This is a genomic window from Weizmannia acidilactici, from assembly GCF_008974185.1.
Lineage (GTDB): Bacteria > Bacillota > Bacilli > Bacillales > Bacillaceae_C > Weizmannia > Weizmannia acidilactici.
This window is the reverse complement of the sequence record NZ_BKZP01000009.1, coordinates 79,767-103,574: the sequence shown is the minus strand read 5'-3', so window position 1 is coordinate 103,574 and position 23,808 is coordinate 79,767. Positions and strand designations below refer to the sequence as shown.

General features: G+C 47.2%; 19 protein-coding genes and 1 riboswitch. Of the genes, 6 read left to right on the top strand and 13 right to left on the bottom strand.

What is annotated here, in order from left to right:
* Positions 1-6: 6 nt before the first annotated feature.
* Positions 7-1,251, top strand: coding sequence for an MFS transporter (locus tag BpJC4_RS05975; protein ID WP_151679955.1), 1,245 nt, complete (start codon positions 7-9; stop codon positions 1,249-1,251).
* A 42-nt stretch (positions 1,252-1,293) separates the two neighbouring features.
* Positions 1,294-2,877, top strand: a complete 1,584-nt coding sequence (gene ggt / locus BpJC4_RS05970; protein WP_151679954.1) for a gamma-glutamyltransferase — start codon at positions 1,294-1,296, stop codon at positions 2,875-2,877.
* 987 nt (positions 2,878-3,864) lie between these two features.
* Here the strand turns inward: ggt and BpJC4_RS05965 are convergent.
* From BpJC4_RS05965 to tatA, 6 genes are all read right to left on the bottom strand, one after another.
* On the bottom strand, positions 3,865-4,572 hold the full coding sequence (locus BpJC4_RS05965) for an amino acid ABC transporter permease (RefSeq protein ID WP_151697642.1): 708 nt from the start codon (positions 4,570-4,572) through the stop codon (positions 3,865-3,867).
* A gap of 22 nt (positions 4,573-4,594) precedes the next feature.
* On the bottom strand, positions 4,595-5,248 hold the full coding sequence (locus BpJC4_RS05960; RefSeq protein ID WP_151679952.1) for an amino acid ABC transporter permease: 654 nt from the start codon (positions 5,246-5,248) through the stop codon (positions 4,595-4,597).
* Between the two features lie 69 nt (positions 5,249-5,317).
* Entirely contained in the window at positions 5,318-6,121 is an 804-nt protein-coding gene (locus BpJC4_RS05955) for a transporter substrate-binding domain-containing protein (RefSeq protein WP_151679951.1), read from the bottom strand.
* Between the two features lie 23 nt (positions 6,122-6,144).
* Positions 6,145-6,873 carry an amino acid ABC transporter ATP-binding protein gene (locus tag BpJC4_RS05950; RefSeq protein WP_151679950.1) on the bottom strand — a complete coding sequence of 243 codons (729 nt, stop codon included), beginning with the start codon at positions 6,871-6,873 and terminating at the stop codon, positions 6,145-6,147.
* A 436-nt stretch (positions 6,874-7,309) separates the two neighbouring features.
* Positions 7,310-8,332 carry an AI-2E family transporter gene (locus tag BpJC4_RS05945; RefSeq protein ID WP_151679949.1) on the bottom strand — a complete coding sequence of 341 codons (1,023 nt, stop codon included), beginning with the start codon at positions 8,330-8,332 and terminating at the stop codon, positions 7,310-7,312.
* Between the two features lie 131 nt (positions 8,333-8,463).
* Positions 8,464-8,649, bottom strand: coding sequence for a twin-arginine translocase TatA/TatE family subunit (gene tatA / locus BpJC4_RS05940; protein WP_151679948.1), 186 nt, complete (start codon positions 8,647-8,649; stop codon positions 8,464-8,466).
* Between the two features lie 294 nt (positions 8,650-8,943).
* Here tatA and BpJC4_RS05935 point away from each other — a divergent pair, with 294 nt between their 5' ends.
* A complete protein-coding gene (locus BpJC4_RS05935; RefSeq protein WP_151679947.1) occupies positions 8,944-9,780 on the top strand; it encodes an undecaprenyl-diphosphate phosphatase in 837 nt (278 codons plus the stop codon).
* 230 nt (positions 9,781-10,010) lie between these two features.
* On the opposite strand, the gene kimA is transcribed toward BpJC4_RS05935, so the two are convergent.
* From kimA to BpJC4_RS05915, 4 genes are all read right to left on the bottom strand, one after another.
* Complete coding sequence (gene kimA, locus BpJC4_RS05930) at positions 10,011-11,831, bottom strand: potassium transporter KimA (RefSeq protein ID WP_151679946.1); 1,821 nt, start codon at positions 11,829-11,831, stop codon at positions 10,011-10,013.
* A 99-nt stretch (positions 11,832-11,930) separates the two neighbouring features.
* A riboswitch (cyclic di-AMP (ydaO/yuaA leader) is annotated at positions 11,931-12,074 on the bottom strand.
* A 1,153-nt stretch (positions 12,075-13,227) separates the two neighbouring features.
* On the bottom strand, positions 13,228-14,610 hold the full coding sequence (locus tag BpJC4_RS05925; protein ID WP_151679945.1) for a glycine--tRNA ligase: 1,383 nt from the start codon (positions 14,608-14,610) through the stop codon (positions 13,228-13,230).
* Positions 14,611-15,376: 766 nt separating this feature from the next.
* Positions 15,377-16,399 (bottom strand): HD-GYP domain-containing protein, encoded by a 1,023-nt coding sequence (locus BpJC4_RS05920; RefSeq protein ID WP_151679944.1) that lies wholly within the window; start codon positions 16,397-16,399, stop codon positions 15,377-15,379.
* A 102-nt stretch (positions 16,400-16,501) separates the two neighbouring features.
* Positions 16,502-16,969 carry a hypothetical protein gene (locus BpJC4_RS05915; protein WP_253693483.1) on the bottom strand — a complete coding sequence of 156 codons (468 nt, stop codon included), beginning with the start codon at positions 16,967-16,969 and terminating at the stop codon, positions 16,502-16,504.
* 364 nt (positions 16,970-17,333) lie between these two features.
* On the opposite strand from BpJC4_RS05915, the gene BpJC4_RS05910 reads away from it, so the two are divergent.
* The 3 genes from BpJC4_RS05910 to ric all read left to right on the top strand — a co-directional run bounded on the left by BpJC4_RS05910 (position 17,334) and on the right by ric (position 20,184).
* Positions 17,334-18,452 (top strand): NADH-dependent flavin oxidoreductase, encoded by a 1,119-nt coding sequence (locus BpJC4_RS05910; protein WP_151679943.1) that lies wholly within the window; start codon positions 17,334-17,336, stop codon positions 18,450-18,452.
* A 168-nt stretch (positions 18,453-18,620) separates the two neighbouring features.
* Complete coding sequence (locus tag BpJC4_RS05905) at positions 18,621-19,157, top strand: YceI family protein (protein WP_151679942.1); 537 nt, start codon at positions 18,621-18,623, stop codon at positions 19,155-19,157.
* Between the two features lie 322 nt (positions 19,158-19,479).
* A complete protein-coding gene (gene ric / locus BpJC4_RS05900; protein ID WP_151679941.1) occupies positions 19,480-20,184 on the top strand; it encodes an iron-sulfur cluster repair di-iron protein in 705 nt (234 codons plus the stop codon).
* A gap of 483 nt (positions 20,185-20,667) precedes the next feature.
* Here the strand turns inward: ric and BpJC4_RS05895 are convergent, their stop codons facing one another.
* The 3 genes from BpJC4_RS05895 to dctA form a co-directional block, all read right to left on the bottom strand.
* Positions 20,668-21,360 carry a Crp/Fnr family transcriptional regulator gene (locus BpJC4_RS05895; RefSeq protein WP_253718635.1) on the bottom strand — a complete coding sequence of 231 codons (693 nt, stop codon included), beginning with the start codon at positions 21,358-21,360 and terminating at the stop codon, positions 20,668-20,670.
* A 23-nt stretch (positions 21,361-21,383) separates the two neighbouring features.
* On the bottom strand, positions 21,384-22,334 hold the full coding sequence (locus BpJC4_RS05890; RefSeq protein WP_172967542.1) for a methyl-accepting chemotaxis protein: 951 nt from the start codon (positions 22,332-22,334) through the stop codon (positions 21,384-21,386).
* A gap of 190 nt (positions 22,335-22,524) precedes the next feature.
* On the bottom strand, positions 22,525-23,793 hold the full coding sequence (gene dctA, locus BpJC4_RS05885) for a C4-dicarboxylate transporter DctA (protein ID WP_151679939.1): 1,269 nt from the start codon (positions 23,791-23,793) through the stop codon (positions 22,525-22,527).
* Positions 23,794-23,808 lie beyond the last annotated feature (15 nt).

Sequence of the window (23,808 nt, the reverse complement as noted above, 5' to 3'; positions counted from 1 at the left end):
AAAATCATGAAGAAAAACCATCCAATTTTATTAATTATCCTTTTTTCACTGGGCTGGGCTTTTATGTATGCTGACCGCAATATTTTATCCCCGGTTATGGGTACGATCCAAAGTGAATGGGGGCTGTCAAAAAGCGAACTCGGATTGATGTCAACCGTATTTTTTATTACCTATGCTTTTATGCAAATTCCTGCAGGCTTTCTGGCCGACCGGTTTGGAAGATTAAAAATCTTAGTCAGTGGATATGTATTATTTGGCATCGGTACTTTTTTAAGCGGCCTGGCTCCCGGTTTTCTTGTATTTCTTTTGGTGAGGGCATTGACCGGCTTAGGTGAAGGGACTTATTACGGACCGCAATACGGCATCTCTTCCAACAGCATTCCTAAAAAATACCGGGGGATTTCATCCGCAATGATTAACAGCGGAATGGCGTTGGGGATTTCCTTAGGCTTTATCGCATCCAGTTACTTTACCTTTACATTAAAAAAAGATTGGCAGTTTTCCTTCTATTTGTTTGGGATTTTAACAGTTTTCGTTGCAGCGCTTATCGGCATCTTTATAAAAGATACTAAAAACCATACGACACATTTGCAAGAACCGTCAAATTTTCATGAAATCCAAAATATAAGAGTACTCTTCAGCCGCAATCACATTTTGACTTATATCTTAATTTTCTGCTCGCTATACGGTTTTTTCAGTATGATGACCTGGCTTCCATACTACTTGCAGACAGCAAGAGGAATCGATGCTTCTAAAACGGGGATTATTGCATCGCTTGTACCATGGGCGTCTATCCCTGGTGCTATTTTCTTCGGTCATCTTTCGGACCAGGTTAAAAATAAGAAGCCGCTCATTCTCGTTCTTGCATTGTGTGGTGCTATTTGCCAATTTATGATTCCGTATGTCCATAGTTATTTTTTGATGCTGGCAGGTCTAGTGATTTACGGCCTTATTGGAAAACTTGCGCTTGATCCTGTTTTAATCTCCTTTGTGGCGGACAATACACCTGCGCATATGTATGCCCGTGCTTACGGCATCTTTAATTTCGCGGGGATGTTATCCTCTATTTTCGCGCCATATATTACAGGATATTTTGCGGAATTAACCGGCAAAATCGAAATTGGGTTTTACATATCCGGCATATTGCTACTGGCAGGTAGCTTCTTATTCTTATTGGCCCAAACAAAATACTCCATGTCTGCTATGCGCGTTAAAAATATAGAATTAGACTATACTGATATTTCCAAATGATTTAAAATTTATTACAAGATGATTCGAGAAAGGAGTAAAAAAATGGGGAGTAAACCGGTCATTGGCACGAAAACGATGGTTGTCAGCCCGCATTATTTGGCTTCCATGGCAGGGGCAAAAATATTGGAAAAGGGGGGAAATGCTTTTGACGCAGCGGTTGCTGTGAGCGCGTGTTTGGCTGTTGTCTATCCGCATATGACAGGGCTTGGCGGTGATTCTTTTTGGCTGATCTGGAATGAAGCTGAACAGCGTCTCAATGCCTTTAACGGGAGCGGACGCAGCGGTTATCAGGTAAACTTATCGTGTTACGAAGGGGAACAGTCGATCCCGTTGAGGGGAACAAGGAGCTGTATCACGGTGCCCGGTATGGTGGACAGCTGGGATGCAATTTTAAAAACTTACGGGCGGCTGCAGCTAGGGGACGTGCTGGAGCCGGCGATCGGTTATGCTTTAAACGGCTTTCCCTTGTCCACGCACCAGGCGAAAAACACCCGGACTGCTTACGGGGCATTGGCAGGCAGCCGGCCGGGATGCGACATCTATCTTCCAAGCGGGCAAATCCCTGCGCCGGGTTCCCGGTTCGTCCAAAAAGAGCTCGGCCGGTCTTTGCAGCAAATCGCCGAACTGGGGCGCGATGCATTTTATAAAGGCGGTATCGCAAAGGAAATCGTTTCTTATTTAAAAGAAAACGGCGGTTACTTAACAATCGATGATTTTGCCGACCATCACGGGGACTGGGTGGATCCGATTTCGACCGATTACCGCGGTTATACCATTTACCAGTTACCGCCGAATTCGCAAGGTTTTTCCGCGTTGATGGCGCTTAATATATTGGAACATTTTGATTTTTCTTCCATACATCCGCGCTCGTTTGATTATTTTCATTTGCTGGCGGAAGCTTTGAAAAAAAGTTTCCGCGACCGCGACCAAGTGCTGACGGATCCGGAATTTTATGATATTCCGTTAGATCAATTGCTGAGCAAAGCATACGGGGCCCAGCTTGCCGCAGCAATTGACCGGAACCGGGCAGCTGAAGCGGAATCTGAGCCGCTCGGGCGCGATACCGCTTATGCGGCGGTGGTTGATGAAGATGGAAATGCCGTTTCGTTTATCCAAAGTCTTTATTTTGAGTTCGGCTCCGGAGTGGTGGCCGGCAGCACCGGCATCCTGCTGCAAAACAGGGGGTCTTATTTTTCTTTAGATCCGCAGCATGTGAACCGTCTTGAGCCGCACAAACGGACATTCCATACGCTGATGCCTGCGATGGCCTTTTTGGACGGAAAACCTGCAATTTTGTACGGGACACAGGGAGGCGAAGGCCAGCCGCAGACACAGACGGCTGTGATTACAAGAATGATTGATTACGGGATGGATCCGCAGCAGGCCGTCAGTGAACCGCGTTTTGTGTGGGGACGGACCTGGGGGGAAGCTTCCAATGATTTAAAAGTGGAAGCGCGTGTGGGCGACGAAGTTTTGAAGCAATTGGCCGATGCTGGACATTCTGTAAAAAAAGTCAAAGATTTTGACGGTGTGATGGGCCAGGCGCATGCCATTCAAATTGATGAAAACGAGTTCCGGATCGGGGGAACCGACCCAAGAAGCGATGGAGCTCCGATCGGGTGGTAATGAGTTTGGTGCTGCCCCGGCGATGCAGGCTGGGGCAGTTTACTTTTTTCAAGACCGCTTTGGGTTGGTTCGAGTTGGTTTTTGGGCTTTTATAATGACATGTTCGCTGGTGGCTTTGCTGCGAAATGGCCTTTTCGGGCGTTGTCAAGACCATTTTGTGAATTTCCACATTATTTCAGATTGTGATTTTCAAATTATTCCAGATGTATAATATTCAATACACGGCTTGATATGGAGTGGTGAACATGGTAGGCTGCTAGTTAGCTTTGGCGATTTTCTTTTTTCTCCTAACCCCATCGCATCGCCATCAAGCCATGCCCACAGAGGCTCCATGTCAAGCCACCAAAGAGCATCATTATTCGTAATATACAGTGCATATGCTTAATTTTTCGTGAAAAATCTGGAGTAATTTGAAAAAAACCGACTGTTTTTTGCCGAAATAATGTGCCCATTTACAGCTGTTTCAATGTCGGTTTTGACCCGAAATGGACCTTAGATGGCTTATAAGGTACGTTCGAAGCTTATTTCTTCCTCCCAATGGTCCTTAGCTTGCTCCTAAGGTACGTTCGAAGCTTATTTCTTCCTCCCAATGGTCCTTAGCTTGCTCCTAAGGTACGTTCGAAGCTTATTTCTTCCTCTCAATGAACCTTAGATGGCTTATAAGGTACGTTCGAAGCTTATTTCTTCCTCCCAATGGTCCTTAGATGGCTTATAAGGGACTTTCGAAGCTTATTTTTTCTTCTCAATAGACCTTAGATGGCTTATAAGGGACGTTCACACTTATTTTTTGCCTCGTTATGAACCTTAGCAAGCTTCTAAAGGCTGTTTTGAAAAATTTACACATTGAAATATTCTATTGCGCCCCTGTAAAAGGCCTGGTTTTGCACGGTGGGTTTGCTCCGAAGCGGGTTGTAACTGCAAGTGCTTGAGAAGGCCTTGTTCAAGATGTCCAAAACCAAAAAGGGTATCCCAAAAGCCGGGATACCGTTAAAGCAAGTTTTCGGTTGTGTTGGCGAGCTGTTTGGCGGCGGAGCGGTCCGGATCGAGGCGTTTTTCCAACCTCCGCGCCAAAATCGACAACAGGTAGTTGACAATAAAATACATAAATCCGGCGAGCAGCAGGATCGGGATGATGTATTTCGCACCGCTTTCCCCGTTGTAGACGCCTTTTGCATTATGCAACAGTTCCGGCAGCGAGATGATGATTGCAAGCGAAGTGTCTTTTAACAGTGAGATGAACTGGCTCACGAGCGGCGGGATCATTTTTTTCAAAGCCTGCGGCAAGATAATGTACCACAGCGTTTGGATATAACTGAGGCCTGACGAACGGGCGGCTTCGATCTGCCCCTTTGGGATCGAGTTCAAACCGCCGCGTACAATTTCGGCAATCATCGCCGATTCAAACACGGTCAAAGCCGCAATTGCAGCCATCGTGACACTCATTTTGATGCCGATTTCCGGCAGGGCAAAATATGTAAAAAATATAATTAAAATAAGCGGCAGGTTCCGGATTACTTCGACCACAAGCGCCACCACGTGAGATACCACCGGGATTTTTGCGTAGCGCAAAATGCCGAGTATGCAGCCGAAAATGAAGCTTAACACAATCGCGACAATGGCAACTTTCAAAGTAACCGCAAAGCCCTGCAGCAAATAAATCAAATTACTGCTTGAATATGCTCCGGCAAAGTCCATGATGTTCCCCCTCCTTGTAAGATTAATCGGTCTTTGCCAGCCGGCGTTCCAAGAAATTCACGAGCAGGCTGAGCGGAATGGTCAGGACAAGGTAAAACATACCGACAAAAATATACGTATCAAACGTAACCCAAGTTTTTTCGTGGATAATATCGGCGTAGTACATAAGGTCGAGACCGGCGAAAACCCCGAGGATGGAGGAGTTTTTGACCAGGTTCAGGAATTGGTTGCCAATCGGCGGGATGACGATTTTGATCGCTTGCGGCAGGATCACATAGCGCATCGCCTGGATATACGTCAGGCCCGTGGAACGCGCTGCTTCGAGCTGGCCCTTGTCCACCGATTGGATACCGGCGCGCACGGCTTCTGCGATAAAGGCGGCGGTATAAATGGAAAGCGCAATGGTGCCTGCGGTAAATCCGCTGAAGTTAATGTGGAAATAACTGAGCCCGTTGTAGAAAAAGAAACCGGTCAGGATTAATGGAATGTTGCGGATAACTTCCACGTAGACGGTACCGATCAAATTCAGCAGCTTGACAGGGGCAAGGCGGAAAACGGCAATGATGTTGCCGAGGATGAAACTGGCGATGAGGCCGATAATGCTGATTTTAATCGTGTTGACGAAACCCTGCATGTATAGGTCGAAATTGTCGGTGAGGATCGAAAAATCAAGCATACCTGTTTCACTCCTTTAATGTTCCATTAGCGGAAAGGGATGGGCGATTTTGCCCACCCCTTATCCTGATCATTGTTCTTTGATCCATTTGTTTTTGATTTTGTCGTATTCCCCGCTGTCTTTCAGTTCTTTCAACGCTTTGTTGACGGCTTTCACGAGTTTCGTATTGCCTTTTTTCATCGCGATGCCATACGGTTCATTTGTGAATGTCCCGCCAACAACCTGATAGTTCGGATCCTGGGCAGCCATGCCGTAAAGGATCGAGTTGTCGGTTGTCAGCGCATCCCCTTTTCCGGATTTCAAAGCCGTGAACGCCTCCTGATAGTTTTCATATTCCAGCACTTGCGTATCCGGTGCGGCTTTCTTGACGTTGTCCCCGGAAGTTGCACCTTTTACTGTCAATACTTTTGTGCCTTTTGTCAAATCTTTGACGCTTTTAATCTTGCTGCCTTTTTTCACAAGGAGCGACTGTCCGGCATCAAAGTAAACATCCGAGAAGTCCACCACTTTTTTCCGGTCCGGCGTGATCGTCATGGTCGCGACAACCATGTCGACATCGCCGTTTTGAAGCATCGGAATCCGCGTTTTGGACGTGACTTCCTTCAGTTGCACTTTTACCTTGTCGCCGAAAATTTTCTTGGAGATCGCTTTGGCAATGTCCACGTCAAAGCCTTCCACTTTTCCGGTTTTCGGATCTTTGTAGCCAAATAGATATGTATCATATTTGACCCCAACAACCACTTTTCCCCTTTTCTTGATTTGCTGGACCGGATCGCTGCTGCTTGTCGTTTTTGACTTGCCGCAGCCCGCCATCAAAGCAGCCGCCAAAACAAAAACCAAGCCCACTGTGAACCATTTCTTTAATTTTCCCATGCTAATCCCCCTTATATATTTATTTAATGATTGAGAACACGATTTAAAAAGGTGCGCGCCCGTTCTTCACGCGGGTTTTTGAAAAATGCTTCCGGCGTATTGTCTTCGATGATTTTCCCCTGGTCCATAAAGATGACGCGGTCTGCCACTTCGCGGGCGAATCCCATTTCGTGCGTGACGACCACCATTGTCATGCCGTCTTTTGCAAGTGACTTCATAACATCGAGCACTTCCCCGATCATTTCCGGGTCGAGCGCGGAAGTCGGTTCGTCAAACAGCATGATGCTCGGTTCCATCGCAAGCCCCCGGGCAATCGCGACACGCTGCTGCTGACCGCCCGATAATTGCGAAGGGTACGCATTCGCCTTATCCGGGATGCCGACCCTTTCAAGGTAATGCATGGCCTTTTTCTCCGCTTCCTCTTTGCTCATGCCGAGCACTTTGACCGGCGCCAGCGTAATGTTTTGCAAAACGGTCCGGTGCGGATACAGATTGAAATGCTGGAAGACCATGCCGATATTTTTACGCAGTTCGTTGATGTTGGTTTTTTTGTCGTTGACTTTGATATTCCTGACGAAAAGCTCGCCGTCGGTAATCTCTTCCAACCGGTTGATGCAGCGGAGCATCGTGCTTTTCCCAGACCCGGAAGGACCGATGATCACGACAACTTCCCCTTCATCGACTTCGAGATTGATATCTTTTAAAACATGGAAATTTCCGTAATACTTGTTCACATGGCGGAATGAGATCACATCATCACCTCCCCGGCTGTTTTCCTTCATGATGCGCTTCCATTTTTTAGAAACATGACACTACTCTCTATTTTAGAGTATATCAGTCTATTTGAATAACATCAATATTTTTATAAATGGAATTTTTCTGTTGGCTGGTGCCGGTTTATAGGAGCAAAATACTTTTTCAGAAAAATGTTGGGTTGCATTTTATTGTTTCACGATCATCCGTATTTTCAATAGTGGATGTCTCATCCTGGAATTTGCAGAACAGCGGTCCTGTAAGCTGCAGGAAGCTGTCCAGAAATCTCTTTTTCCTCTGACGGTCATGATAAAACTTCACAGTGCCGGTTCCTCAGGGGAAATTTGTTTTAAATGAAAAAACCCGTTGAGAAAAATGATTATCTCAACAGGTTTTCTTGTTTTAATGGAGCTTTTGGGCAGCTCCCAATGGTGTTTATTTTCTTTTCTGCTGCGCATCCTGGCCGGTAACTTCCAGCACGTCGAGGAAGAACATAACAATCGGGATGCCGAGGATCAGCCCCCACACGCCGAAGAAATGTTCGCAAAAGATTAAGATCAGAAATGTAAAGAAGACAGGCAGATTCGTCTTCGATGACATCAACTGCGGATTTAGAACATACGCTTCAACCGCGTGCACGATTACAACCAGGATGAGGACGTACAGTACTTTCATCCCTCCGCCGATGCTGTAGGCAATGACGCAAAGCGGAATAAGTGAAATGAATACGCCGGCAACAGGGATCAGACCGAACCCAAAAATAAGAATCGCCAGGCCGAACAGCTGAGGGAAGCCGAGAATCCACAGCCCGATCGTAGTGAGCAGGCAATTGACGATCGCGATAATGAACTGCGCTTCGATCACTTTCCCAAATGTTCCCACAAATTTGATGCCGAAATACTCCATTTCATCGTAAAACGCCGCAAGCTTGCTTGTTTTAAACTGCTTCGTAAAGCGGATAATCCGGTCTTTTTCGAGCAGGAAAAACAGGCTGAGGATAATCGCCATCAACACTTGCAGGCTGACTTTGCTGACGCTTGTGAAATAGTCGAGCAGGATGGAAACGCCCTGCTGCATGTAATCCATAACTTTCTTTTCCTGGATATTTTTTACCAAGTAATTTAAAATTTCGTTGTGCTGAGGCTTCGTGTAGAAGTCGGAGATTTGCATGACAAGCTGGGTTATTTCATTGATTAAAATCGGCAAGTATTTGACGATCCCAAATGCGAGTCCGCCGACGATCAAAATGTACAAAATGAGAACCGCCAGTCTGCGGTTCATCGGGAACCATTTGGTCACGATTTTTTGCAGTCTGTTCACCAAATAGGAAAAAATAAAGGTAAGCAAGATCAAGTCCATCATGCTACGCAAAAGATAAAGCACCAGCGCGATCAGCACAAAGATGGTGATCCTTCTTACCCCTTTTCTTTGGAAAAAAGAAAACAAACGATCCTCCATAATATTGATTTTGCCCCCTTCAGCATTCAGACAACCGCTTCTCTTTTATTCTTATCTTAACATATTTAAAGCCCGCTAAAATATTTTTTTCAAACAGCAAAACAGCCGCTGCCCGGGACAGCGGCTCATGTTTATGATTCGCTCTTTTTCACCTTCGTTTTTTCTTCATCTTCCATGACCTCATGGACACCTTTTTTGAATTCGCGCAGCGTCTGGCCGGCTGCCCTGCCGAGTTGCGGGAGTTTTGATGGGCCGAAAATTAACAATGCCACCACAAGAATAACCAAGACTTCGCCAAAACTGAGATTCCCGAGCATTTTTTCCCCTCCCTGAACTTCTTTGTATTCATCTTATAGTGTATTGTAAACATTTTCAACTTATAATTGCAGAAATCAATTTATTTTCTGGAAAATCTGTCCGTATAATTTTTCAAAGATCGCGTGGGTACTTGCTGAACGAGTATCCGGCCGTGAAATTATTGTGGGGTATGCACAGCACCCATCCCGATATTTCTAAAAATGCCCGCTTGTACATATAATCGTTTTGTGAAAAAATTTTATTCGCTTTGTCCGGTGTACATGGTAGAATAAAAAAGTCTGGAGGTGACGCATTTGCATTTATGGAACATGTTTGTCGCCGCAATCCTCGGGCTTGTGGAAGGGTTGACGGAATTTGCCCCGGTTTCTTCCACCGGCCATATGATTATTGTGGACGACCTGATTTTGAAATCGAACCATCTTTATGGTGTTGAAGCTGCGAATGTATTTAAAGTTGTCATCCAAATGGGCTCCATTTTGGCGGCGGTTGTCGTATTTTGGGACAGGTTCCTGAATTTGCTCGGGCTGAAGAAAAATATAACGAAAGAGCAGTTGTACGGCGAACGGCTGAAATTGACCCAGGTCATTGTCGGGCTGCTTCCGGCGGCGGTGCTCGGGTTTTTGTTCGAGAATTATATTGATTCCCACTTGTTTTCGATCAAAACAGTGCTCTTTGCCCTTGTCGCCGGCGCGATTTTAATGATTGCCGCTGATTTGCTGCGCCCGCGCAGGCCGAAGACGGAGACAGTTGATCAGATTACGTATACGCAGGCGTTTTTGATCGGGCTTTTCCAATGCCTGTCCTTATGGCCGGGGTTTTCCCGCTCCGGCTCCACGATCTCGGGCGGCGTCCTGCTCGGATTGAGCCACCGGGCCGCATCGGATTTCACGTTTATTATGGCAGTGCCGATCATGTTCGGCGCCAGCTTTCTTTCGCTTGTGAAGCACTGGGATGCTGTGACGGCGCAAACAATCCCGTTTTTTATTGTCGGGTTCATCAGTGCCTTTATTTTCGCGCTGCTTGCGATCCGCTTCTTCCTGAAACTGATCAACAAGGTGAAGCTGATCCCGTTTGCGGTCTACCGTATCATCGTAGCGGTCGTTTTGTTTGTTTTGTTTGTCTATCAATAAGGTTTGGGCTGCGCACCGTTGCGCAGCTTTTTTTGTGGAATGCCGGCGGGCTTGTGGATAGTACAAGCTGGTCATGCCGCTAAGAGACAGTTCCCGTATGATTCCTCGGCATTTTGTCTATTTGAACGCACCAACAGACAAATCCCGCCGTAAGATCTCAGCATCTTTACAGTCCCAGCTAAAGTTTGCCCGTAAAGAAAGGGGCTGCCCGAGATGACAGCCCCCTTCTTTTACTTTTTAAAATGATACGGCAAAGTTGCGACGACGATGTCTTTTTCCCAAAGGAGGCGCATCCGGATGAGGAGCGCGGATTGGTTGTGCAAAATGTTCTGCCAGCGTTTTTTCGGGATAAATTGCGGGATCAAAACCATAACCTGGTATTTGTTTTCCTTTGCTTTCCGCTCAATAATTTCCAAAAATTTCGAGAGTGGCTGGATAATGCTCCGGTATGAAGAATGCAAAGTAACAAGGCGGACACCGTTATTCCACTTTTCCCATTTTTCTTCCATTCTCTTTTCATCTTCGTGGTCAAAAGCGACATAAACTGCGATGACCTGGTCAGATAAAGATTTTGCATAGTTAATCGTCCGTTCCACCACTGTCGTAATGCCGGCTACCGGAACAATGATGACATTGTCGCGGATTTCTTCCTGGAACATGCCTTCAGTCCGGAGCTGCTCGCCGACATCCTGGTAGTGCCGGTTCACTTTCTTGAAAACACTCATGACAATCGGTAAAAAAATGAGCACCGGCCAAACTTGGGTGAATTTTGTAATAAATAAAATCACCAAAACGCTGAATGTAATAAAGGCACCGACACAGTTCACGGACATCCTTCCGATCCACCCTTTTGGTTTTTGGCGGACCCATTTCACTATCATACCGCATTGCGCGAGCGTAAACGGAATGAAAACACCGACCGCGTATAACGGAATAAGGCGTTCCGTATTGCCTCTGAACGCAATGATCAAAAGTATCGAAGCCACGCCGAGAAAGATAATCCCGTTCGAATAACCAAGCCGGTCGCCGCGGATCGTAAACATGCGCGGCATGAATTTATCCCTTGCCAGGTTAAAAGCAAGCTGCGGGAATGCCGAAAACCCGGTATTTGCCGCCAGAACAAGGATCAATGCAGTTGTTGCCTGGACAAAATAATACAATATCCCGTTCCCGAATGTCTTGTGGGCCATTTGCGATACAACGGTTTGTTTTTCTTCCGGTGCAATCCCGAACCAGTAGGCAAGGAAACTGATCCCCGCCAAAAGGCTTGCCAGGATGATCCCCATCATGAAAAGCGTACGGGCCGCGTTTTTCGGCGCCGGTTCCCGGAAGTTCGGGATCGCGTTGGAGATTGCTTCAACCCCTGTTAAAGCCGAACACCCGGACGAGAAAGCTTTTAACAAAATAAACAGCGAAATGCCTGCTACCGGCGTGCCGATTTGCGGATGCAGATCAGGCGGAATTTGCCCTGTTACGATTTTATACAAGCCGACGACAATGACGAGGAAAAGCGCCAGCACAAATAAGTAAACCGGATAAGCGAGAACATTGGCCGATTCCGTCAATCCGCGCAAATTTAAAATGGTAATGACAAGGACAAGAAAAACGGCAATGTACACATTGTACGGGTGCAGACTTTGGAACGCGGAAGTAATGGCATCCGTGCCGGCCGATATGGAAACGGCCACGGTTAAAATATAGTCGACCAGCAGGGATCCGCCTGCAAGAAGGCCGGGACTGACCCCAAGGTTTTCTTTAGAGACGAGGTACGCCCCGCCGCCCTGAGGGTAAGAAAAAATAACCTGACGATAAGATACGATAAGTGCTGCCAATAAAATTAAAATCCCGACTGTAATGGGAATCGAGTACCAAAAAGCCAATGCCCCCACTGTTGCCAGTACGATTAAAACCTGCTCAGGACCGTATGCGACAGATGAAAGCGCATCGGATGAAAGGATCGCCAAAGCCTTTAATTTGGTAAGTTTCTGCCCTTCGAGTTCATTCGAACGCAACGGCCTCCCAATTAAAAATCGTTTAATAGTGGTGAACATTTGAATAGTCTCCTTTTATCTCATATGTTTCATATTGTAGCAAACAGAAAAACCACAAGAGAATTATTCCCCTGTGGTCAAAAGCCCGATCACAGTTTCACATCCTCTCTTATCACGCTGACGAGGTTAGCTGTCGGGTTCGGACATAAGAGTGGCCCTACCTTCGAAAGGATTCACCCCAAAGCGGCGCAGTGCCGCAACATGGTTCCCCCGCTCCGTTTCCGGACTAAGCGGTCCAGTTATGAAACATATTTTTACGTACGACATCCTATCTTACTCCCGTTGCCGCGGTTTGTAAAGACTATTTCGCTTTGCTTATCGGGCTTTCTCCAATTTTTTGCGGGACTATAAAAAATATTTACCCGGCGCGCTCCCGGTCAAACGCACCCTGCCCGCCCTTCTTTTTATTTATTGATGGCCGGGCATAATTCGTCTTGCGGGCCCTGCTCCGGGTTGCTCAATGTACGGCCGCATCATTATCTTAAATCAAACGATGATGATTTCGTAAGTGATAAAACCGCTCCTTTTTGTATCATAACCGAACTTGCCGGAAAGAATCAGGAAATCAGCGATAACATGAAAAAGAAAAGCTTCCCTTTGTAAAATAACTGGCTTCGGAGACCCTGTCTTCGGCTGAACACCCGACCCTTTTCCACCGAATCAGCGGAATCTCCCGGGATATCGGCGGAAAGAATCAGGAAATCGGCGAATCGAAAAAAATACAGGGAGAAGAGCTGCTGTTCCTTCGTAAAAAATTTCTAAACAAGCGGTGCCGGGCTCTTAACTTTGGACAGCTGCCTACCTTGTTCTACCGAATCAGCGGAAACCGCGGGGAAATCAGCGGACTTTCCAGGGATATCGGCGGAAAGAATCAGGAAATCGGCGAAACAAAAAAATACAGGGAGAAGAGCTGCTGTTCCTTCGTAAAAAATTTCTAAACAAGCGGTGCCGGGCTCTTAACTTTGGACAGCTGCCTACCTTGTTCTACCGAATCAGCGGAAACCGCGGGGAAATCAGCGGACTTTCTAGGGATATCGGCGGAAAGGTCAAAAATATCGGCGGAAAGAACCAGAAAATCGGCGAATCGAAAAAAATACAGGGAGAAGAGCTGCTGTTCCTTCGTAAAAAATTTCTAAACAAGCGGTGCCGGACTCTTAACTTTGGCCAGCTGCCCACTTTGTTCTACCGAATCAGCGGAAACCGCGGGGAAATCAGCGGACTTTCCAGGGATATCGGCGGAAAGGTCAAAAATATCGGCGGAAAGAATCAGGAAATCGGCGAAACAAAAAACAGAGAAGTCCGGGAAACCGTACCCCCCTCTGCATGTTTGGTAAAAATTGGATCCTTTTACAGTGGCAAAACCCGCAGAAAACAATTTTCCTGCGGGTTTGCATCATTAAAATTGGACTTTTTCCTCCAAAAATGCTTTCAGTTCGGTGATCGGCAGGCGGGTTTGCTCCATCGTGTCGCGGTCGCGGACGGTTACCATGTGGTCGTCGCGCGAATCGAAGTCGAACGTGATGCAGAACGGTGTGCCGATTTCGTCCTGGCGGCGGTACCGTTTCCCGATCGAGCCGGTTTCGTCAAAGTCGACCATAAATGATTTCGACAAATCAGTGAAAATTTCGCGCGCTTCACCGGAAAGTTTTTTCGACAGCGGCAGAACGGCGGCTTTGTACGGCGCGAGTGCCGGGTGCAGGTGCATCACCGTGCGGCTTGTGCCGTCTTCGAGTTTCTCTTCGTCGTACGCATCAATCATAAAGGCAAGCGCCACGCGGTCTGCGCCAAGCGACGGCTCAATGCAGTACGGAATGAAGCGTTCGTTCGTTTCCTGATCAAGGTACGTGAAGTCTTCGCCCGAATATTCCATATGCCGCCGCAAGTCATAATCGGTGCGGGATGCGATGCCCCACAGTTCGCCCCAGCCGAACGGGAATTTGTATTCAAAGTCGGTCGTCGCGTTCGAGTAGTGGGACAATTCTTCTTTTTCATGGTCGCGCAGACGCAGGTTTTCTTCCTTCATGCCGAGGTTCAGCAAAAATTCGCGTGCATACTGCTTCCAATAGTCGAACCATTTCAGCTCTTCGCCCGGCTTGCAGAAAAATTCAAGTTCCATCTGTTCGAATTCACGCGTGCGGAAAGTAAAGTTCCCCGGTGTGATTTCGTTCCGGAAGCTTTTGCCGATCTGCGCAATCCCGAACGGTAGTTTTTTTCGCATCGTCCGCTGTACATTTTTAAAATTGACGAAGATCCCCTGGGCGGTTTCCGGGCGTAAGTAAAGCTCGTTGGCGCTGTCTTCGGTTACACCCTGGTACGTTTTAAACATGAGGTTGAACTGGCGGATGCCGGTCCAGTTTTTGCTGCCGCAGTCCGGGCAAGCAATGTCATGTTCTTTGATGAGTTCTTCCATTTTTTCAAACGGCAGGCCGTCGACGATCATTTCGATCCCCTTTTCCTGGAGGGCGTTTTCGATCAGTTTGTCGGCGCGGTGCCGGGATTTACAGTTTTTGCAGTCGATCATCGGGTCGTTGAAGTTGCCGAGGTGGCCGCTCGCTTCCCATGTGCGCGGGTTCATCAAAATTGCGGCGTCGAGCCCAACATTGTATGGCGACTCCTGGATGAATTTTTTCCACCACGCCTTTTTGATATTGTTTTTAAATTCGACGCCAAGCGGGCCGTAATCCCATGTGTTCGCAAGTCCCCCGTAAATTTCCGAACCCGGGAAGATAAACCCGCGATGTTTGGCGTGCGACACAATCTGTTCCATTGTTACGCTCATTGTAAAAATCTCTCCTTTTTTCATTGAAATGGTTTCCCTGGGGACGGGAATTTTTCCAATATAAAAAGCTCCCGGCTCCAGGCAACAGCCTGGGGACGAGAGCTTGTATTCCCGCGGTTCCACCCCAGTTGATGCAGATTTTCCGCACCCACTTTCCATGAAAAAATAACTCCGGACTGCCGTTTCGCCGGTTTCCTTGCCGGGCTTCCACCATCCCCGGCTCGCTTTGAAAAGGAGCCCTCCGGTTACTATTGATCCTTCATCGTCGCGTATTGAATTAAATTTACTATATCAAAGATTAGAGACGCAAGTCAATGGGCGCAGAAGTTGGATCTGTTTTTCAAATTCGATAAGGCTGTTTGTATCTTTTAATAGCTCACCAATTTTTGACATCATATTTCCCATGGGAAGACCTATCTCTAAATGTACTCGCCTGCAAGCGTACATTTTTCCACACTTTGACCTCCGGAAAGTATTTTGCTTTGTTTTTAAATTTTCAGGACTGCATTGGGCAGGAAATATCATGGTCAAGAAAAGCATCCTCCTTAAAATGGCGCTTCTGTTTTCACAACTTATATCATCTGCCCGCTGAAAAAACGGATGGAACAGGCACGCTCAGCCTCACGGAAGGGGCGGCCGGCTTGACGGGAACCCAAAACAAACTTACAGCGGATGGCCGATGCCTTGAAAAAAGCGGCTGCCCAGTTTAAAACTTCATAAAAATTGCGGGCGGCCCCGGCTCCCGTTTTTATACGGGGCCGGACGATTATTGCATGTTTGCAATTTGAAACAGGGTCAGTTTTTGTTCCTTGAGGTTTAACAACGGATAACCTTCTATTTTAAGGATGGGCTGATTCGGATAGAGGGGATGAATATGGACAATTTTTCCTCTGGCACCATTTCGCATGGTGATCGGCTGATTCCGGTAATTTTCCATCAGGAAGTTGGCAAAAGGAAGGACGACCTCGGAATCCAGGCGGCCGGCTTTTGCATCGGCCATCAATTCGTCAATCGCATAGAATACCGGTTGCCTCCGGCGGTATGCGCGGTTGGAACAGATCGCATCAAACGTATCTGCCACGGACAAGATTCTGACAAGAAAAGGGATATTTTTCCTGCCTTCCGGGTAACCCGAACCGTCCAACCGTTCATGGTGCATCAGCGCACCTTTTAAAATCATCGGATCCAAAGAAGTATTTTCAAGCAGCCGGTATCCCGCCGCAGGATGCGTTTTTATCACCGCGAACTCTTCATTCGTCAATTTTCCAGGCTTATTGAGGATGCGCGGATCAATGGTGAATTTTCCGATATCGTGGAAAAGCCCCATTTGAGCCAATAGATTTTGCTTCTCGTGCGGCAATTTCAGCATTTTTCCGATGCTGGCGGCAATCAGGCCGACATGGATACAATGCTTGAACAAATATTCATCCGATGAAAAATGTTCCATCAATTCCAAAAAAGAGGTATGGGTGGCGAGCACTTCTTTGTACAGCCTGTGGAAATTTTTCTCCATATCCTGGATTTCGGCATCGCACAGTTCCGCTTTGACTCGAATCGTTTGCTGCAGTTCTTCCATGGAACGGTAAATATTTTCATATAAAACATCATGGAAAATGCCCGTCACTTCCGCGGCAATCCTTCTCCCTTTGAGCGAAGGATCCGGTACGACTTCATATTTATTTAAAATGGAAGCCAGTTTTGCAGTGAGAAACGTTCCTTTCCGCAACAGCAGGATGCCGGTATTGGAGTATAAATCTTCCTTTAGCCTTGCACCTTTCTGAAACTTCATCGAAAAGAGATCCCCCTTCCTTTTTGGAGAACAGGACAGGAAAAAATTTCTTTTCTCTATTTTAACATAGGAAAGGGGAAATGGAAGTCTTTTCCACAAAATTCACTTTTCCGCTTTCGCTTTCAAAAACCGTACCACTTCCGCATAATTGCTTGTGACCAGGGACGGGTTTTCCAATGTTTCATCTATTCTTTTTGTGTCATCCGTTTCCACTAAAATAAAGCCGGGCAGCTCCTGCAGCTGAATCTGCGGGTTGATGCCGCGGATATCGTCATATTGGTAATGCAATTCCAAAGAAACGCTATCCATTTCAAAAAAAGGTGCGTCCTCCTCATCATCCCAAACTTCATCGCTCACGACAATCAGGGTGTACCAGCGTCGATCGCTTTCCGGCCCACTGCATTTTTCTTTGATGATCCGGCCAATGCAGAGCAAACATCCCGCAATGATCAGCGCAATGACGGTATACAGCCATAAATGGGACAACAACAACAGCACTGCCGCAAAAAGCGAAAGGACACTCAACCTTTTTGCCACCATTTGAAGCAGTAGAAGGACATCACTCATCATACACGTCCCCCAATCTAAGATGTAAAGCGTGCTTTCCTCTATGATATGCGCATTTTTTGTCCGTTGTGCCGCTTCGTTTTTTGCAGTTTTATTACGAAATCGGATTTTTGCAAAAAAGCGCCGGGGCATTTGCTTCGATTTTTAATGAAATGGGACTATTCGGTACGAAATCTCCCTGGTGCGTTTCGTTTTCATTTTTCATCAACAGGGAATGTTGTATGAGAAAACCGCAGCATATTTCATTCGCATTGAATTGCGAACCGGAGCGTTTTCCGAAAAAGGTCCTGGTGCGTTTCGTTTCAATTTTTTTACAAATTGGACCATAATAAAAAAGAACGAAATTACAGGAAAGGAGCATCACAAGTTGGACAAATACAGCAAATTGTTTGAACCGATGACGTTTAAAAGCGGCGTAAAGACGGACAACCGCATTGTGATGGCGCCGATGACCCACTATTCCTCCAACGATGACGGAACGGTTTCCGAGGCCGAACTCCGCTATTATGCGGAACGTTCCAATGGGCCGGGTGTCGTGATTACAGCATGCGCCAACGTAACGGCCAACGGGAAAGCTTTCCCGGGGCAGCCCGGCGCCCATGTTGACAGCATGATCGAAGGAATGAGGAAACTTGCGGAAACCATTCAAAAGAACGGATCAAAAGCCGTGCTGCAAATCCATCATGGCGGCCGCGAATGCCCGCCAGAGCTCGTTCCGGACGGGGATGTCGTCAGCGCAAGCGCAGTGGACTCTTCAAACGGCAATGTGCATGCACGCGCATTGACGGACGAAGAAACCGCGGAAATTGTGCGGGCGTACGGAGAAGCTACCCGGCGCGCGATTGAAGCGGGCTTTGACGGGGTGGAAATCCACGGTGCGAACGGCTATCTCATTCAGCAATTTTTCTCCCCGTTTACAAACCGGCGTGATGATCGCTGGGGCGGCAGCCTGGAAAAACGGCTCGCTTTTCCGCTCGCCGTTGTCGATGCAGTGAAAAAAGCGGTCTCCGAACATACCAGGCGGCCGTTTTTAGTCGGGTATAGGCTTTCTCCGGAAGAACCGTACGAACCGGGCATTACAATGGACGAAACTTTTGCGCTTTTGGATGCCCTCGTTGAAAAAGATCTCGACTATCTGCATATTTCACTGCAGGATTTCTGGTCGAATGCCCGCCGCGGCGGAGATCCGGGCCGCTCCCGCATCGAACAGATTTTGGAACGCGTAGACGGCAAAGTGCCGGTGATCGGCGTCGGTTCGCTGCATACCGGCGAAGATGTTTTGAAAGCAATGGAAACAGGTGTGCCGCTTGTTGCCCTCGGACGTGAGCTGATTATGGAACCGCACTGGGTGGAAAAAATCCGCGCCGGAAAAGAAGATGAAATCCAAACGGCGCTCCGAAAAGATGACCGCGAACGGCTTGTTATTCCGGAACCGCTTTGGAACGGGATCGTGTCCAGGCCCGGCTGGTTCCCGTTTGAATCCTGATTTTTTAAAAACTGAACTCCATATCTTAGGCAGCACGCTTTTGATCAACTTTGGAACCGAACCGGCTTTAAAAAGTTGGTTCGGTTTTCTTGACTTTTTTTACTTACGATATTAAACTAGGTTACGAAAAGTAAGTTTTGAGAAATAAATGACCGGGAGGAATTTTTGATGGCAAATGCAAAATGGGCAGTAGACTATGCGCACAGTTCAATTGATTTTACGGTAAAACATATGATGATTTCGAAAGTGAAAGGGTCTTTCCAAAAATTTGAGGCGGACATCGAAGCCGATCCGCAAGATTTAACTTCCGCGAAAATTTCTTTTACAGTTGATGCAAGCAGCATCCATACAAAAAATGCCGACCGCGACAATCACCTGCGTTCTGCTGATTTCTTCGATGTGGAAAACTACCCGAATATTACGTTCGTTTCCAAATCGGTTACGAAAACGGGCGCCAATACGTATGATGTTACCGGCGACTTGACGATCCACGGCGTGACAAAAGAAGAAACATTCAAAGTCACGTTTGAAGGGTTGTCGAAAAACCCGATGAGCGGTGCAGAAACGGCCGGCTTCAGCGCCGAAGGATCCGTAAAACGGAGCGACTACGGCCTCACCTGGAACGCAGCGCTTGAAACAGGCGGCGTACTGGTCGGTGATGAAATTAAATTTACAGTTGAAGTGGAAGCAAGCAAAGCGGAATAAGTTCTTAGGGCGCCAATGTGGTTGGCGCTCTTTTTATTTTTCAGGCAGATATACTTATATAACGTCTTTTTCATTTTAGGATGCACGATAGCGGTCACCAATGGGTTTTGCACTCTGTTTATTTGGGGTTGTGTACCCCGTCAGGTATTTGGAACCATTCGTGGATATCTTTCCTTGGCCCGGATTTTTTCTGCAAGGATACCCCGGAATTTTTAGCAAAGACCCAAATAAGAATTTTTCTCAATTAATGTGATATGCATCACAAACAAGCGGGAGCGGATGCATTATCATAAGATTAGCAAACCGAAAAGGAGTGGATTGGATGGAACGTTTTACGACGAGCCAGACCGTGGGGGAAATTGTGACACTGTTTCCGAAAGCAGCGGATCTGTTTAAAGCAAACCGCATTGATTTTTGCTGCGGCGGCAATGTTTCTGTGAAAGAAGCGGCGGAAAAACGCAATCTTTCGGCAGATGAACTGATTGCGGCGATTCAGGAAATATACGACAAACATGCCGGCAGCGGCAATGAGAAAAATTGGAATGAAGCAAGCTACACGGAAATTGTCAACCATATCCAGGAGACCTACCACGCATTTTTGCGTGAGGAACTGCCGAATTTGAGTCCGTATGTGACAAAAGTAATGCGCGTCCACGGCGAGAACCATCCGCATCTCGTTGAAGTGCACGAAATGTTCAACCGTTTGAAAGCGGAGCTCTTAGAACATACCGAAAAAGAAGATGCCGAACAATTCCCGGCGATCCGCGCGTATGACCTTAATCCGACGGCGGAAAACCTGGCGACTGCAACAAAAGAATTGACCGATCTTGAAACCGAGCATGCTTCCGTCGGCGATATTTTGCACCGCCTTCGTGAGATTACGAATGACTACACGCTTCCGGAAGGGGCATGCCGGACATTCCAGCTTGTTTACCGCCGCCTGGAAAACTTTGAAAATGATACATTCCAGCACATTCATTTGGAAAACAATATTTTGTTTAAGCGCCTGCTTGAAGAAGCCGTTTAACATGTTAGAAGGCTGCCTCATGGATTTGGGACAGCCTTTGCCCCTTCATGAAAGACAAATTGCGGTTCACTGTGATTGTTTTTGTCCTTTATCACTCTTATGAAAGACATTTGGCACCCGGTTCGCCTTTCTTTTGTCTTTCATCACCTTTATGAAGGACATTTCCGTGTACAGTTCTCCCCGTTTTTGGATCTGTCCCAAAAGCCCCTTTTAAGCAGAAATTTTTCTCAAATGGTCTTGAGCAAGTTTCTCAGATCCATTTCTAAGGGGAAATCTTCCTCTAACGGTCGTGACATTGCTTCTCAGAACCATTTCTTCCGGAAAATTTTCCTCTAATGATCTTGAGATGACTTCTCAGAACCGTTTCTTCGGGGAATTAATTCTCTAACGGTCGTGACAGAGATACTCAAAACCATCACCGGGAAAATTTTCCCCCCCTAAGTCAGTTTACCGATTTTTGGAACATCTCCGCCCAATCCATTTTCAGACCCCGAGCAGTTCGTTTGTCAGTTTTTCCTGGTGGATCAGATAGGTTCCTTTTTCTTGCGGGATGATGAGGTTTTTATGTTTAAGCTGGTGAATCGTCCGGCTGACCGTTTCGCGCGTGACGCCGATCATGCTGGCGAGGTCTGAGTTGTTGAGCGGGATTTTGACGAGCACATGGTCGTTTCCGGTTTGGATGCCGTGCGTGCGGGCGAGGCGCAGGAAAAGTTTGATGACTTGCTCATAGGCATTGTTTAAAATTTGGGCTTCGAGGCGGTCCTGCAAGTCGAGGATCTCATCGCTCATCACGCCATATAAGGTCATCGTCAGCTTAGGGTTGTCAAGCAGCACTTTTTCAAAATCAGCGATTCGGACGGCCAGAAGTTCCGTATCGGTGGCGGCCATTGAATTGGCGGGATAGCGGATTTTTCGGAAAAAGCCGACGTGCGGGAACATGTCGCCGTCGCGGAGCAGCGTGACGATCTGCTCTTTGCCGTTTGCATCGGTACGATAAATTTTCACTTCTCCCTGTTCAATAAAATACACGGCTTCCTGCGGGTCGCCACGGAAAAAAATATGGTCTCCTTTTTCGACATGTTTCTTAACGGATACGGCGGCAATCACAGCCAAATCTGAATCTCCCATCCCTTTAAACAGCGGCATTTTTCGCAGCGACTCACTCCGGTTTTCCAAAGCACTCCACTTCCTTTCCTATTCTATTTCAGGCTACGAGCGGCAGCGGTCCTTCTGATTCCTTCTTCGAGTTTCTGATCCACCACTGTTGCGTCTTCAATATGCTGAAGGATCGTTTCGTATGCTTCCCCGAACAGGTTTGTTGCTTCTTCCACTTCTTTCCGGACTTTAAGGGCGTCATCTTTTTCCAGTTGTATTGTTTGCCGAATGTTTTCTATATTTTCCTGGCTTGTTTCGATTGTATGCAGTACTTCAGCAATTTTTTCGGCTGCAAGGGTGCTGGCCGACACGCCGTTGTCCACAAGCTCGGCACTTTTTTGTGTCGCTTCGAGGGAAGACTCAATATCTTTTTGGATGGAAAGCGTCAGCGCGTTGATATTTTCCGTACTCTTTGCCGTGCTTTCCGCCAATTTCCGCACTTCCGAGGCTACGACGGCAAAACCTTTTCCCTGTTCGCCCGCGCGTGCAGCTTCAATCGAGGCATTAAGGGCAAGCAAGTTTGTCTGTTCGGCAATTTCTTTGATGACCTGGACAATTTCCCGGATTTCACTTGATCTTGTGTGCAGCTGCGCAATCTCATTTTGCGTCTTGCGGATTTGCTCCCCCAGCCGGCGGATCGCTTCTGCCGTATTATCAACATATTGGCGGCCTGCCTGCGATTCTTTTACCATACCGGCGGCGAGCTCATTCAGCTTTTCCCCTTTTTCGCCCAAAACAATCGAATGCTCGGAGTTTTCTTTGGTGATGGAAGAAATATTTTTGAATTTATCTTCGATTTTCGTGACCAAATCGCGCAGGACGAGATGTTGCCCGTTCACAAGCTCATGCTGGGCAATGGTGGCGGAAAGCTCTTCGTGAAAACCAGCCAGCCATGTTTCTAGCTGCTCCTGCATTTTTTCTTTTTCCGCCTCCAGTTCGGCAATGCGTTTTTCAAGCTCCTGTTCTTTCTCCAATTGTTTTTTCCTGCCAATCAAGTTGCTTCTCTCCATTCTATTACCGTTTGCTTTCCTATTTTACTATAAAATCATGCCGGATTATAATGCTATGCCGCAAAAACAAAAGGCACCCCTGATTGGAATGCCGTTGAAAAAAAAGCGGCGGCCGGTTGTGGCATCTCACCGCTTTTTAACATTTCAACCCCCCCGATCGGGAGCGCCTTTCTTTTTATGATGGAATCGATTCAGTATGTTCGGCAACCGCTGCAGGTTCTGCCACGCGCTCAAATTCTTTTTCCGTTTTGGAAATGACGACGGTCGCCACCGCATTTCCGATAATATTCGTGATCGCGCGCGATTCGGACATGAACCGGTCGACGCCGATCAGAAGGGCAATCCCCGCAACCGGAATCACCGGGAATGCGGACAATGTTGCGGCCAGTGTGATAAAACCGGAGCCAGTCACGCCCGCCGCCCCTTTTGAGGTCAGCATTAAAATCAACAGCAGCATGATTTGGTGACCGATCGTTAAATGCACATTGTACGCCTGCGCAATGAAGATAGACGCCATGGATAAGTAAATGGCGGTACCGTCCAGGTTAAAAGAATAGCCGGTCGGGACAACGAGGCCGACAACAGATTTCGAGCAGCCAAAGTTTTCGAGTTTTTTCATCAGAGAAGGCATCGCCGATTCCGATGATGAAGTCCCAAGCACAAGCAAAAGTTCTTCCTTAATATAGGCGATGAATTTAAAAATGTTGAACCCGAATATCTTCGCAATGCTGCCGAGCACAAGCAAAATGAAAATGATCATCGTCAAGTAAACGGATGCCATTAATTCGCCGAGGTTGATCAGCGAGCTGGCGCCGAATTGGCCGACCGTATAGGCCATCGCCCCGAATGCGGCAATCGGCGACACCCTCATGACAATGCCGACAATTTTAAAGAAGATTTCGGTCATGTCTTCAAAAAAGCGAATGACCGGTTTCGCTTTTTCCCCCAAAGATGCCGCGGCGGCCCCGAACAGGACGGAGAAAAATAAAATCGGCAAAAGATCGCCCTGTACGAATGCGCCCGCAATGCTTTCCGGAATGATATTGGAAATAAAGCCGATAAAACCGGTTTCGTTGTCTTTCGCCTGGGTGACAAATTGCGAAACCTCGCTTGTCTTGGCTTGGCTCGTATCAATGCCGTGGCCCGGCTGAATCAGGTTGACGACAATGAGCCCGATGGCGAGCGCAATGGTGCTGACGACTTCAAAATAGATGAGCGCCTTGCCTCCGATACGGCCGACTTTTTTCAAATCGCCCATGCCGCCGATGCCGATGACGACCGTAAAGAAAATGATCGGCGGAACGAGCATTTTAATGAGTTTAATAAACCATTGGGCCAAAATGTTCAGCTCGGCGCCGAATTTCGGGGAGGCAAGCCCTACGATAATCCCCAAAATGATGCCGATAACCACTTGCACTGTAAGATTCCGAAAATTGATCTTCACGTTTCCATCCCCTTT

Bases quoted from the DNA above. Each gene is read 5' to 3' on its own strand.
- BpJC4_RS05975 (WP_151679955.1), top strand. From the start codon at position 7: ATGAAGAAAAACCATCCAATTTTATTAATTATCCTTTTTTCACTGGGC.
- ggt (WP_151679954.1), top strand. From the start codon at position 1,294: ATGGGGAGTAAACCGGTCATTGGCACGAAAACGATGGTTGTCAGCCCG.
- BpJC4_RS05965 (WP_151697642.1), bottom strand. From the start codon at position 4,572: ATGGACTTTGCCGGAGCATATTCAAGCAGTAATTTGATTTATTTGCTG.
- BpJC4_RS05960 (WP_151679952.1), bottom strand. From the start codon at position 5,248: ATGCTTGATTTTTCGATCCTCACCGACAATTTCGACCTATACATGCAG.
- BpJC4_RS05955 (WP_151679951.1), bottom strand. From the start codon at position 6,121: ATGGGAAAATTAAAGAAATGGTTCACAGTGGGCTTGGTTTTTGTTTTG.
- BpJC4_RS05945 (WP_151679949.1), bottom strand. From the start codon at position 8,332: ATGGAGGATCGTTTGTTTTCTTTTTTCCAAAGAAAAGGGGTAAGAAGG.
- tatA (WP_151679948.1), bottom strand. From the start codon at position 8,649: ATGCTCGGGAATCTCAGTTTTGGCGAAGTCTTGGTTATTCTTGTGGTG.
- kimA (WP_151679946.1), bottom strand. From the start codon at position 11,831: ATGTTCACCACTATTAAACGATTTTTAATTGGGAGGCCGTTGCGTTCG.
- BpJC4_RS05925 (WP_151679945.1), bottom strand. From the start codon at position 14,610: ATGAGCGTAACAATGGAACAGATTGTGTCGCACGCCAAACATCGCGGG.
- BpJC4_RS05920 (WP_151679944.1), bottom strand. From the start codon at position 16,399: ATGAAGTTTCAGAAAGGTGCAAGGCTAAAGGAAGATTTATACTCCAAT.
- BpJC4_RS05915 (WP_253693483.1), bottom strand. From the start codon at position 16,969: ATGATGAGTGATGTCCTTCTACTGCTTCAAATGGTGGCAAAAAGGTTG.
- BpJC4_RS05905 (WP_151679942.1), top strand. From the start codon at position 18,621: ATGGCAAATGCAAAATGGGCAGTAGACTATGCGCACAGTTCAATTGAT.
- ric (WP_151679941.1), top strand. From the start codon at position 19,480: ATGGAACGTTTTACGACGAGCCAGACCGTGGGGGAAATTGTGACACTG.